The sequence below is a fragment of the Phytohabitans maris genome (assembly GCF_031085175.1).
Taxonomy (GTDB): Bacteria; Actinomycetota; Actinomycetes; order Mycobacteriales; family Micromonosporaceae; genus Phytohabitans; species Phytohabitans maris.
Genome location: NZ_JAVHUY010000007.1, coordinates 253,495 through 265,480, shown reverse-complemented (window position 1 = coordinate 265,480; position 11,986 = coordinate 253,495). Strand labels below are relative to the sequence as shown.

Here is an 11,986-nt window from a genome sequence, read left to right as displayed (position 1 = left end):
GGTATGACACAGCATCCGCTCCGGCGACGTGTGTGCTTCCGGACGCAGCCAACTGGTGACATCGGCCGCCAACACGATCCGGCCGTCGGCCGCACGCGGCACCGGCACGCCGGCCAACGCCCGACGAAGCCGGCCGATCTCTATCCGACCGTTGGCCACAGCGTCGTACATCGCGCCGTGCCCACGGCGGTGCTCGGCCACCAACGACAACCCCACCAACGAGCGGACCGGCCCATCGGCGCACAGCACCGCGTCACACAACTCGAACAACGCATCCGCACGCCGCGACATACAGCCCAGCAACTCCTGCCGAAACCACGACAGGTCCCCGACCGCGTCACCCGGACGTCGATCATGCACACTGACCACAGACAGCCCTTGGATGTTGACGTTCTTCCCTCGACAAGAAGAATGATCAACCAAGGGCTGTCCACATGATCGACCGGGGTCCACACCCGACCGTCAAGGTTAAAGATCAAGCTAGCTGGAGCCGGGGTTTGGGCCGCGCCGCAGCGGGGTCCGGACCCTGCGTGCACCCTTGGGATGGATCGTCTCCATCGGCGCTGACGGGCGGGCCGGCTGGAGCCCCGGGGCGCCCACCGCGTGCGTTCCGCAGATGAGCGCCCTGGGGGCGGTGCGCGCCGCAGCCAGTGCCGAGCCCGACGCGGCGCGAGACCAAGCGGGCGCCAGCCCTCGCCCTACCGATCGGCCACGGCGCCGCCCTGGCCGGCGCAGGCGGCGTAGGGAACCCGGCACCCGCGAAGCGGGGACCGGCGGCCGCAGCTCGGTGCTCGTGCTGGGTGGCGCTGTGGGTGTGTGCGGCGTCAGACCAGGCGGACCGCGGCGCAGTGCCAGCGGCCGCGCTTGCGCTCCAGCCGGAACGCCAGCGCCCACGTGCGCCCGAACAGCGCCAGCGCCGCCGCACCCTCCGCGACGCCGGCCCTCGGCTCGCAGACGCGCAGGTGGCGTAGGAACACCGACCTGCGCTCGCGGGGCAGAACGCGGCCCGGGTCGTGGGCGCGGCGCAGGCCGTTGGCGCGGTCGAGGCAGGCCGCCATCTGGTCGACGATCGGGGAGGCGTTGTAGCCGGTGAGGCCGCGGATGTGGGCGATCGGGCGGTAGCCGTTGAAGATCTCCAGGCAGACGTCGAGGAAGCGGCGGGCGGCGCGCTTGGCCTCCTCGGACGCGTCGGCCAGAGTGGGCTGCGCCGTCGCGTCGCCGTCGCTCTCCGGCGACATGAGGGTCGGGGCGCCGGAGCGGACGCGTGGCACCGGGATCGGCGCGTGCCGGCGGTGGCGGGTGGCGCCGTCGAGCTGGAGGGGGAGCTGGTCCCACAGCTGCGGCGCGGTCTCGTCGTCGAACGGCGGGTCGAGTGCGGGTGCGGGCCGGAGCCGGATGGCAGGGCGAACCTGTGCGATCATGCGACACCCCGATCAGGGTCAGTGATCTTGCGTTTGCCTTCGTTTGCCTCCGTTAGGCAACAAGTTTCCGGCACCGACCAACCGGCCGTCAACGCCCCGCCACGGCCTGTGGATAACTCGACCGGCCTACTCCACCAGGGGGTTTTTCTGCACCCACTCGGCGGTCTCGGCGTACTTGCGCTGGATGTACTCCTCCAGCTTGGCCCGCTCCACCCGCCACTGACCCCGCCCGCCAATCTTGATCGCGGGAAGCTCGCCGCTCCGGACCATGTGGTAGACCTGCGAGTCCGTGACGTTGAGCTCGGCCGCTACGTCCGAGAGCAGCAGGAAGCGGGAGGTCACTTCTTCAGTTTGCCATCGACAGCCTGCGAATCCACCGGCCGGCTCGCGAGTGGGCTCGAATAGACCACACTGGTCGTGACGGCACCCAAGCCGCTGATCCGGCCCGCCACCTCTTCGAGATGGCGCATCGAGCGGGCCACGACCTTGATGACGAAGCAGTCTTCGCCGGTCACGTGGTGGGCCTCGACGATCTCGGGCGTGGAGTTGAGCAGGGCGTGAAACGGCCGGTAGTTGCCGGTCGGGTAGCGCAGGCGCACGAACGCCAGGATCGAAAGGCCGACCCGCTCCGGCGAGACGGCGGCCCGGTAGCCGGTGATCACGCCCGACTCCTCCAGCCGCCGCACCCGCTCGGCCACCGCGCTCGGCGACATCGCCACCGCACGTGCGAGGTCGGCGAAGCTCATCCGCCCGTCGTCCTGCAGCGCGTCGAGGATCCGCCAGTCGGTGGCGTCGAGCACCGGTGATTCCACGGCCATCTGTCGAGAGTACCGGCGAGGCGACGGCGAAAGAAGGTCAGCACCGGGCAACGGCGGTGTGGTCGCCGAGATCAAGTCCGTACCGTCAAGGTCATGACCAACCAGCAAGCCATCGCGTGGTTCGAAGCCCGGCTGGCGTTCCAGACGGATGTCGCCGACGTCCGGGCGGCGCTGGCCGGCGGCGACCCCGGCTTCACGCTCGTCGACACCCGCGACCTCGCCGCGTGGCGGCAGGGGCACATCCCCGGTGCCGTCCACCTGCCCCGCGCGATGATCCCGGTACGCGGCGACCGCCTCCTCGACCGGGCGCGGCCGGTCGTGACGTACTGCTGGGGGCCCGGCTGTGACGGCGCCACGAAGGCGGCACTGGAGCTGGCCCGCCGCGGGTACGCGGTGCGGGAGATGATCGGCGGCATCGAGTACTGGGTCCGCGAGGGCTTTGCCGTGGAGACCGCGGATGGCCTGGTCACGCGGCCCGTCGACCCGCTGACCGCCCCGGTTCATCATTGATCAACTAGAGGGTGTAGGACTCTAGCGACAAGGGGGTCGAGGCCGGGGGGTCCGCGCGTGCCAGATCAGCTCATCCGGGTGTACGTCCCGGCGACGCTCGCCATGCTCTCGGCGCTGCGCGAGCGAGGTGAGATCAGCGGGTCGGAGGCGCACGCCGTGACGCCCGCGCTCCGCGAGTGGTACGCCGAGGGCGACGAGGAGGAGCTCGAGTACGTCGCCTTCACCCGGGCCGCCCAGGGCGCTCTCCGCCTGCTCCGCCACGACCCCGGAGCGCCTCGCCGGCGCGTCGTGGTCTCGGCCGACCTGCCCGCCGCCGCGGTGGGCCGGGAGGACCGCGAGCTCGGTTCCAGCGAGGTACGGCTGGCCGGTGCTGTCCCGCTGGCCTCGGTCGCCGCCATCCACATCGACGGTGAGGGCGCGGTCGACGACATCGCGGCGGCCGCCGACGTGGTCGAGGAGGCGCTGGCCGGCGACCCGGACGCCCAGTTCACGGTGGACAGCGCCGAGGACCACGAGCTGGAGTGGTACGACGTGAGCGAGCTGGAGACCATCGCCTAGCCGGCCCTCCACGCCAGTGATCAAAGCTCCCCTCAAGTCGCTAGAACGACGTGAAGGGAGCTTTGATCACCAAGCGGCCTACGTGCGCTTCGGGATCGTGCGGCCGAAGGCGACGATGGCCACGATCGCGCCCACGAAGAGCACCACCAGCGCGTTGTTGACCCGGGAGCTGTCCATCATCTGCTGGGCGGTGGCGTCGGCCTCGCTGACCGAGCCGGCCAGGGCGAGCACGTCCGCGCCCAGCGTGCGGATGATGAACTCCGCCGCCACCAGCAGCAGGCCCGGGCCGGCGCCGGCGATCGCGTACGCCGGCCACTTCGGCGCCACCGTGTCCTCGCCTGCCCGACGGGCCGCCCGGCGCAGGTAGAAGAAGGCCACCAGCCCGGCGGCGAGACCGGTGCAGACGGCGATCGTGAGCGCGGACCAGCCGGAGGCGCTGAGCCGGGAGGAGGGGTCGTCCTTGCTGCCGTACAGCGACATGAGGTTGGGCTGGAAGTTGTCCAGCACCTGCTCGACCGCGAAGACGACCAGTCCGGCCGTCACGATCGCGCCGACCACCGCCGGGGCCCGCACGGCGGCGAGCGCGCCACCGGCCGTGACCGCGGCGGCCACGGTGCCGGCGAGCACCGTGCTGGCCTCACCACCGCCGTAGCTGGCGATCACGACGATCGCCGCGACGACGCCCACGACCAGGCCGGCGCCGACCGAGGCGCCGAAGCGCGGCAGCGTGCCCAGCCGGCGCAGCAGGTGGCCGACCGCGAGGCTGGCGGCCGCGCCGGCGACCAGGCCGGCGGAGATCACGGTGGGCAGCGCCATGGCCGCCGAGGTGATGGCGAGCGTTCCCTCGCCGGAGGTGATCTCGGCGTGTGACGACCACATCATCGCCGCGAGCCAGGCCAGCGCGATGATCGCGAGGACGCTGGCGCCGAATGCGGGTGGGCCGTCGGGCGTGGGGGTCTCGGCCCGCTCGGCCGGTACGGCCTCGGTGACGCTGGACTTGTCGCTCATGCCCGTCCTCGCTTCGCTGCGGGCGGGCACGAGGCTCCAAGCGGACTGTGCCCGATGATTCGCTCGCTCATGGTCTCCCCTTCACCCGGGCAGCTTATTAGCGTACGCGGCACGCCGGGACGGCCTGCGGCGACCGGTGACGGCCGTCGGGACCGCCCCCGGCGCCCAGTGACGACGGGCCGGGCGCGGCGCGGCACGCCGGGGCCGCCTGTGGCGATCAGTGCCGCGTCGCTGGGTGCGGCGCGGCACGCCGGGACCGCCCGCGACGGCCGGTGGCGGCCGCTGGGAGCGGTGCGGCATGTAAGGATGGAACGACGCAGAGATCCTGACAGGAGCCCGCCATGGACGCCGCCTTCGCCGTGCCCGAACCGCGCAACGAACCGGTCCGCGCCTACGCCCCCGGCAGCCCGGAGCGCGAGAGCCTCCAGCGCCGCATCGCCGAGCTTGCCGGCGAGCGGGCGGAGCTGACGATGACCATCGACGGTGAGCAGCGCATGGCGGGCGGGGCGGCGATCGAGGTGGTGCAGCCGCACCGGCGCCGGCATGTGCTGGGAATCACCCACAACGCAACCAACGCGGATGCCGCGTCGGCGGTGACGGCCGCGAAGAAAGCGGCGCCGATGTGGCGCGCCCTGTCGTACGCCGACCGGTCCGCGATCTTCCTGCGCGCCGCCGACCTCCTCGCCGGCCCGTGGCGCGACACGCTCAACGGCGCGACCATCCTCGGCCAGTCCAAGTCCGTGTACCAGGCGGAGATCGACGCCGCCTGCGAGCTCATCGACTTCCTCCGCTTCAATGTCCACTTCGGACAGAGGATCCTCGGCGAGCAGCCGCTCTCCTCGCCCGGCATGTGGAACAGGTTCGACCACCGGCCGCTGGAAGGCTTCGTGTACGCGGTGACCCCGTTCAACTTCACCGCGATCGCCGGCAACCTGCCCACCGCCCCCGCGCTGATGGGCAACACCGTCGTGTGGAAGCCCTCGCCGACGCAGCAGTTCGCCGCGCACTTCACGATGCGGCTCCTTGAAGCGGCCGGCCTCCCGCCCGGCGTCGTCAACCTGGTGACCGGTGACGGCATCGCGGTCTCCGAGGTGGCGCTCGCCGACCCCGACCTGGCCGGCATCCACTTCACCGGCTCCACCAAGACGTTCCAGACGCTGTGGCGGACCGTGGGGCAAAACCTCAGCGGGTACCGGTCGTACCCGCGCCTGGTCGGCGAGACAGGTGGCAAGGACTTCGTCATCGCCCACGCCAGCGCCGAACCGGACGCGCTCGTCACCGCGCTCGTGCGAGGCGCCTTCGAGTACCAGGGTCAGAAGTGCTCGGCGGCCTCACGCGCGTACGTGCCGCGGTCGCTCTGGGAGGGTGGCGTCCGCGACCGGCTCGCCGCCACCGCCGACTCGCTGACGTACGGCGACGTCACCGACTTCGCCAACTTCGGTGGGGCGGTCATCGACGCGCGGGCGTTCGCCAAGCACGCCGCCGCGCTCGACCTGGTGAAGAACTCCGCCTCCTGCACCGTCATCGCCGGCGGAACGGCGGACGACAGCGAGGGGTGGTTCGTGCGGCCGACGGTCGTCGAGTGCACCGACCCCGAGCACGAGGTCTTCACCACCGAGTACTTCGGGCCGATCCTCGGCGTGCACGTCTACGACGACGCCCGCTTCGAAGACGTGGTCAAGCAGGCCGAGAGCGCCGCGCCGTACGCGCTGACCGGCGCGGTCTTCGCCACCGACCGGCGCGCCGTCGACTGGGCCTCCAGCGCCCTGCGGTACGCGGCCGGCAACTTCTACATCAACGACAAGCCGACCGGCGCGGTGGTCGGGCAGCAGCCGTTCGGCGGCGCGCGGGCCAGCGGCACCAACGACAAGGCCGGCTCCTGGCACAACCTGATCCGCTGGACGTCGCCGCGGACCATCAAGGAGACGTTCGTCCCCCCGACCGACCACACCTACCCGCACATGGGCTGAGCCGTGATCGAAGCTCCCGTCACGTCGCTAGAACGACATGGGGGGAGCTTCGATCACGGGACGGGGGAGACGGACTCGATGCGGGAGAGTAGGAAGACGCGTTCGTCGTCGCGGAGGCGGCACCAGGCGGAGAGCTTCGGCCCGTCCAGCTCCGCCGGCTCGACGACGCGGCGGGTCGACTCGCCCTCCCCGTCCGTGTACGAGATCTCGATCGGCGTGCCCTGGCTGACCGCGCCGATGAGCAGCAGCCGCTGCGCGGTGCTGAGGTGCGGCGCGTGGTCGCGTACGTCGCGGGCGACGCTCATCGGCGTGGGTCGCACCGCCGGCACCTCACCTTCGTCCACATAGGACGAGAGCAGCTTCGCCGCGATCGCGGAGAGGTCGGCGGGGGTCCGGGGAGTGCGGTTGCGCTCCGGGCGGCGCGGTGCCGGTACCCGGTGGCGCGGCGCGCGTTCCACAGTGGTCACTCCGTCGGCGTCCTCGCCCGACGGCGCGTACCCGGCGGCGCGCAGCGCGCTGAGCGTCTGGGCCATCGGCAGCACGCTGGCGAGCACGGTCGGCGCCAGCACGGCGAGCCCGAGCGGGCGCAGCGACCGCACACCGGCTATCTCGGCGAGCAGTGCCGGGTCGTCGGCGCGCACCACGCACCCGACCGCCCGCACCCGCACCTGGCCGTGGCGCCGGCCGACGTCGCCGACCAGGTACTCCAGCACCTGCGGCAGCGACCCACCGACCGCCGCGCCGCGGAGGTCGGCGAGCAGCCCGTCCGGGGTGTGCCCGGCGTCGAGCGCGGCCCGCACCGAGGCGGGCGAGAAGCGCCAGGTGACGGCGCCACCGCCGGACTCGCGGTCGGCGGCCGCGTCCAGCAGCCCGGCCAGCGCCGCGGTGGGCGTGCCCGGTACGACGGCGGTGAGGTCGTTCTGGAAGACCGCCGCGGCGACCGCCGACGGCAGCAGGGCCGAGATCGCCTCCTCCAGGGCGGCGCCGTCGAGCAGCGCGCGGCCCAGGGGCGTCAGCGCGCCGTGCGCCAGCGCACCGACGAGGTGTGCCTCCCGCCACAGCCCGTCGACCAGAGCGGGGTCGTCCGCCAGCATCGGCAGCCGCCACCCGAGCGCCTCCGCGAGGCCGCCCGCCGCACCCTGCCCGCTGGGCAGCTCGGCGGCGGCCTGGAGCAGGGCCGGGCGCAGATCGTACGCGGCCATCCCGACCGCGTCCCGGGTCAGCGCGGGCGTCCCGTCGGCGGCGAGCGGCGCGGCCGGCAGGTGCGGCCAGGCCCGGAGCAGCGGCAGCAGCCGGCCGGCGGGCTCGGCGGCGCACCACTCGTCGTACGACTCCGTGGGCAGCACCCGCATCTCGGAGACGCCGACCAAGCCGGCCGCGTACGCGAGCTCCAGCCACAGCCGTACCTCCGGCTCGCCGCAGCCGACCGACTTGGCCAGCCGGCGCAGCTCCCGGGAGCCGACGCCGCCGGCCTTGATCAGCCCGACGGGCGCCGCGGCGACCGCGCCGAGCAGCGCGGAGGCCTGCTCGACCGCGGTGGTCGCGGCCGCGGCGGCCTCGCGCTCCACCGCCTCGGCGGCCACCTCGACCAGCTCGGGCGCGGGCGGCAGCGGGTCGAACGGCGCGCGCCAGTCCGGCCCGCGCAACGCCATCCCGACCTCGCCCGGCATCTGGGCGTGCTGCCAGCCGTCGGACACCAGCAGGCCGTGCCGCAGCGCCCAGCCGAGCGGCCCGTCGCCGGGGCGGTCGTAGATCCCCAGGACCACCAGCGGGCCGTCCCACGCGACCTTCGCGAGCAGGTCGCGGGCCGCGACCGGGGCGGCCGCGACCAGGGAACGGACCCGCTCGCCGTCGGCCAGCGCGGCGCAGACGGCGGTCAGGGCGACCGTCCGGGTACGCCCGCGGGGCAGCTCCAGCGCCGCGGCGATCTCGTGCAGCGTGGTGACCGGGGCGCCCTCGAGGAGGCGGCGCGCCGGCAGGCCGAGGTGGAGCGGGTGCTCGAACGCGTTCCACAGCGGACCGGCCATCCGCAGCTCGTCGCCGTCCGGCCAGACGAGGGCCCGCTGGGCGAGCACGGCGAGGGTGGCGGCCAGCTCGGCGTCGTCCGGCTTGCGCCCGAGCGCGGTGGCGAGCTGGTCGAGCCCGACGAGCGGCCCGCCGAAGGCCTGGAGCACCTCGACCAGCTGCAGCGCCGGCAGCGGCAGCGCGCCGGCCGTCATCATCACCGCGTCGGGGTCCTGGAGCCGGCCGGCGAGACCGGACAAGCTGGACACCTGCGGCCGGTCCAGCGCTTCCGGACGGCGGGCCAGGACGGCGGCGAGCTCGCCGGTGGAGAGGCTGGCGAGCCATCGCACCAGAGGTGACGTCACGGAAGTCCACCCTCTCGCAGCCGGCGGCGACTGGCCAGTCCCTGGTTCGTGCCAAACCCGTGTCGCGCCGCCCCAACCTCCCGGCCGCCGGCCATAGCGTTTCGTCCATGGACGGGGTACTGGACGGCCGCTACCGGCTGGAGGGGGAGATCGCACAGGGCGCGATCGGCGCCGTGTGGCGGGCCGTTGACACGGTCACCGGGGGGCTGGTGGCCGTGAAGCTGCTCCGTCCCGAAGCGGCTGAGCAGCCCGAGCTGGTCCGGGGTTTCCGGGAGGAGTTCGGGCTGCTCGCCGCCGTCCAGCACCCGTCCGTGGTGCGCCCGCACCGGTTCGTCGAGAGCGGCGGCAGGCTCGCGATCGTCATGGACCTGATCGAGGGGGAGGACCTGCGCCGGCGGGTGCGCCGGGACGGCCCGGTCCCACCGGCCATCGCGGCGAACATCGTGGCGCAGGTGGCCGACGCGCTCGCGTACCTGCACGAGCAGGGCATCGTCCACGCCGACGTCAAGCCGGGCAACCTCGTGGTGCCGGCGGACGGCGGCCCGGTGCGGGTCGTCGACTTCGGCGTGGCGCGCCGGATCGCCGCCGCGCCGCCGACCTCCATCCACGCCACACCGGAGTACGCCGCGCCGGAGGTGGTCGGCGGGGCCGCTCCCTCGGCCACGGCGGACGTCTACGCGCTCGGCATCGTCCTTTTTGAACTCCTCTGCGGCCGGAGTCCGTTCCGGGGCGGGGGTCCGCTGCAGGTGTTGCGCCGCCACGGGATGTGCGCCGCCGTGCCGCCACCGGGCCTGCCGCCGATCGTGTGGCCGGTCATCGAGGAGTGCCTGTCGCCCGACCCCGCCCGCCGGCCGGACGCCCGGCTCGTCGCCGCGCGGCTGCGAGGTGTGGAGCCGGCGCTCGACGGCGCGCCCGCCATGCCGGCCCTCGCGGCCGACCAGATCACGTGGTGGCCCCGCCCCGCCGGTGCGGCGGCCGCGGTGGCGAAGGTGACGTGGGTACCGCTGCGCGCCGCCCCGGTCTCGCCCGCATCGGTGTACGTGGGGCGGATGGTGTCGATTCCGGTTGCGGGCATGGGTTCCGCGATCGAGCTCGGCGCGGCGTACGGCACCGAGAGCCCGTGGCCGGGCGCCAACACCGAGCCGGTGCCGATGCCGGTACCCGTGATGGTCGCGCCGCCGCCCGCTCCGGCCGCACGCCGGCGCCGGATACCGGTCGTCCTGGCGGCCACCGGCGCGGCGGCCATCGCGGCGGCCGCCGTCGCGGGCACGCTTCTGCTCGCCGGTGGTGGCTCGTCCGGCGGCCCGGCGCCCGCCGGCACCGTCGCTACGACCACACCGCCAGTCGCTGCCGTCACACCGGTACCGGCAACGACTCCTTCCACAGTGGTCCCATCCATCATGGACCTACCGCCAAAGATGGAAGACTGGCCAGACATCGGTGACGTGCTGCCGACCCAGCGTCCGGTTGGTTGATCACTTGTCGTGATCATCTAGCTACGCGTCCTCACCGGACTGTCGGGCACGGACAGTGCACAGTGGAGGATATCGCCCCGCGGATCACGCGAAATCCTGGACGCGGCGGCGACAAAGTGGCAGCGTGGAGGGCATGGCAGAAACTGCAATCAACCCCACCGCGGCGGCCCTCCTGGGGCTGCTCCACGAAGGACCGATGACCGGCGGCCAGTTGATGGCCGCGGCCGAGCGGCGGCTCGGTCCGTTCTGGTCGATGACGCGCAGCCAGGTTTACCGCGAGCTGCCGGCTCTGGCCGACGCCGGTTACGTCCGCCTCGGCAAGCCCGGACCGCGGTCGAGCCAGCCCTACGCGATCACCGCCTCCGGCAAGCGCGCCTTCACCCGGTGGCTGGCCGAGTCGCCGGGCCGCGACGCCGTGCGCAACCCGATCGCCCTCCGCGTGGCGTTCGGCGAGCAGCACAGCGCCGCTCAGCTCAAGGAGCTCTACACCGGCGCCACCCAGTACCACACCGACGCCCTCGCCGCCGCGCGGGAGCAGGCCAAGGAGGTCAAGAAGGGGGGCGACAACTACGGCTCGGCGGCGCTCGAGTTCGCGGTCGCGTACCACCGGGCCGCACTGTCGTGGCTGAAGACCGCACCGGGAGCCTGACGGCCTATCCTTGGTTGTTGTGACCGCTGCCGACTTCGCCGATCAGCTCAAGACCCTCGACGCCACCCTGCGCAACATCGAGGCCGTGCTCGACCTCGACCGGCTGCATCGGGACAAGGCGGACCTTGAGCAGCAGGCGTCCGCCCCGGACCTCTGGGACGACCAGGCCCGGGCGCAGCAGGTCACCTCGAAGCTGTCGTACGTCAACGGGGAGATCGGAAAGCTGGAGGGGTTGCGCCGCCGGCTCGACGACGCCCACGTGCTGCTGGAGCTGGCCGAAGCCGAAGACGACCCCGGCGCCCTCGCCGAGGTCGGCACGGAGGTGGCCAGCTTGCACAAGGCGATCGAGGAGATGGAGGTGCGCACCCTCCTCTCCGGTGAGTACGACGCCCGTGAGGCCCTCGTGGCCATCCGGGCCGGCGCCGGTGGCGTCGACGCGGCCGACTTCGCCGAGATGCTGCTCCGGATGTACCTGCGCTGGGCGGAGCGGCACGGCTACCCCACCGAGGTCTACGACACGTCGTACGCGGAGGAGGCGGGCCTCAAGTCGGCCACTTTCGCGGTCAAGGCGCCGTATGCGTACGGCACGCTGAGTGTCGAGGCGGGCACCCACCGTCTGGTGCGGATCAGCCCCTTCGACAACCAGGGGCGGCGGCAGACCAGCTTCGCCGGCGTCGAGGTGCTTCCGGTCGTCGAGCAGACCGACCACATCGACATCCCGGAAAACGAGCTGCGGTTCGACGTCTACCGTTCGTCCGGTCCAGGTGGACAGAGCGTTAACACGACCGACTCGGCGGTGCGGATCACGCACATCCCCACCGGGATCGTGGTCACCTGTCAAAACGAAAAGTCCCAGCTGCAAAACAAGGCGTCCGCCCTGCGGGTCCTCCAGGCCCGCCTGCTGGAGCGCAAGCGGCAGGAAGAGCAGGCCAAGATGGAGGGGCTGAAGGCCGACGCGGCCGGCTCCTGGGGCGACCAGATGCGGTCGTATGTCCTGCACCCGTATCAGATGGTGAAGGATCTGCGGACCGAGGAGGAGACCGGCAATCCGGCCGCCGTCTTCGACGGTGACCTCGACGAGTTCATCGAGGCCGGTATCCGCTGGCGCAAGCAGCGCGAGCGCGACGCAGGGTCGGCGTAAGGGCCCAACTCCGGGGTTCAACGCGCCGCGGTTTTTACGGCAATGCGCGCGAACCGGTGCAGGGTGG

At 72.8% G+C, this 11,986-nt stretch carries 12 protein-coding genes; 6 read left to right on the top strand and 6 right to left on the bottom strand.

Annotated elements, in window-relative coordinates:
* The 4 genes from RB614_RS10020 to RB614_RS10005 form a co-directional block, all read right to left on the bottom strand.
* Nucleotides 1–369: transposase (locus tag RB614_RS10020; protein WP_308712123.1), on the bottom strand; the 369-nt coding region annotated here is incomplete at its 3' end.
* Nucleotides 370–824: 455 nt separating this feature from the next.
* Nucleotides 825–1,421, bottom strand: coding sequence for an Rv3235 family protein (locus RB614_RS10015; protein ID WP_308712122.1), 597 nt, complete (start codon nucleotides 1,419–1,421; stop codon nucleotides 825–827).
* A 126-nt stretch (nucleotides 1,422–1,547) separates the two neighbouring features.
* Nucleotides 1,548–1,763: a helix-turn-helix transcriptional regulator gene (locus RB614_RS10010; RefSeq protein ID WP_308712121.1), complete on the bottom strand. Its 216-nt coding sequence runs from the start codon at nucleotides 1,761–1,763 to the stop codon at nucleotides 1,548–1,550.
* Nucleotides 1,760–2,239, bottom strand: coding sequence for an Lrp/AsnC family transcriptional regulator (locus RB614_RS10005; protein ID WP_308712120.1), 480 nt, complete (start codon nucleotides 2,237–2,239; stop codon nucleotides 1,760–1,762). Before RB614_RS10005 ends, RB614_RS10010 begins: the two co-directional genes overlap by 4 nt.
* A 93-nt stretch (nucleotides 2,240–2,332) precedes the next feature.
* Here RB614_RS10005 and RB614_RS10000 point away from each other — a divergent pair, with 93 nt between their 5' ends.
* Nucleotides 2,333–2,749, top strand: coding sequence for a rhodanese-like domain-containing protein (locus tag RB614_RS10000; RefSeq protein ID WP_308712119.1), 417 nt, complete (start codon nucleotides 2,333–2,335; stop codon nucleotides 2,747–2,749).
* Between the two features lie 57 nt (nucleotides 2,750–2,806).
* Nucleotides 2,807–3,307, top strand: a complete 501-nt coding sequence (locus RB614_RS09995; RefSeq protein ID WP_308712118.1) for a DUF6912 family protein — start codon at nucleotides 2,807–2,809, stop codon at nucleotides 3,305–3,307.
* A 78-nt stretch (nucleotides 3,308–3,385) separates the two neighbouring features.
* Here the strand turns inward: RB614_RS09995 and RB614_RS09990 are convergent, their stop codons facing one another.
* Nucleotides 3,386–4,315 carry a hypothetical protein gene (locus tag RB614_RS09990; RefSeq protein WP_308712117.1) on the bottom strand — a complete coding sequence of 310 codons (930 nt, stop codon included), beginning with the start codon at nucleotides 4,313–4,315 and terminating at the stop codon, nucleotides 3,386–3,388.
* Between the two features lie 341 nt (nucleotides 4,316–4,656).
* On the opposite strand from RB614_RS09990, the gene pruA reads away from it, so the two are divergent.
* The gene (gene pruA / locus RB614_RS09985) at nucleotides 4,657–6,285 is read left to right on the top strand and encodes an L-glutamate gamma-semialdehyde dehydrogenase (RefSeq protein WP_308712116.1); all 1,629 of its coding nucleotides are present in this window, start codon (nucleotides 4,657–4,659) and stop codon (nucleotides 6,283–6,285) included.
* A gap of 53 nt (nucleotides 6,286–6,338) precedes the next feature.
* Here pruA and RB614_RS09980 read toward each other — a convergent pair whose 3' ends face one another.
* On the bottom strand, nucleotides 6,339–8,654 hold the full coding sequence (locus RB614_RS09980) for a helicase-associated domain-containing protein (RefSeq protein WP_308712115.1): 2,316 nt from the start codon (nucleotides 8,652–8,654) through the stop codon (nucleotides 6,339–6,341).
* A gap of 107 nt (nucleotides 8,655–8,761) precedes the next feature.
* Between RB614_RS09980 and RB614_RS09975 the strand changes: the two genes are divergently transcribed.
* The 3 genes from RB614_RS09975 to prfB all read left to right on the top strand — a co-directional run bounded on the left by RB614_RS09975 (nucleotide 8,762) and on the right by prfB (nucleotide 11,919).
* Nucleotides 8,762–10,129: a serine/threonine-protein kinase gene (locus tag RB614_RS09975; RefSeq protein ID WP_308712114.1), complete on the top strand. Its 1,368-nt coding sequence runs from the start codon at nucleotides 8,762–8,764 to the stop codon at nucleotides 10,127–10,129.
* 133 nt (nucleotides 10,130–10,262) lie between these two features.
* Complete coding sequence (locus RB614_RS09970; protein WP_308712113.1) at nucleotides 10,263–10,778, top strand: PadR family transcriptional regulator; 516 nt, start codon at nucleotides 10,263–10,265, stop codon at nucleotides 10,776–10,778.
* Nucleotides 10,779–10,797: 19 nt separating this feature from the next.
* Complete coding sequence (prfB, locus tag RB614_RS09965; protein ID WP_308712112.1) at nucleotides 10,798–11,919, top strand: peptide chain release factor 2; 1,122 nt, start codon at nucleotides 10,798–10,800, stop codon at nucleotides 11,917–11,919.
* Nucleotides 11,920–11,986 lie beyond the last annotated feature (67 nt).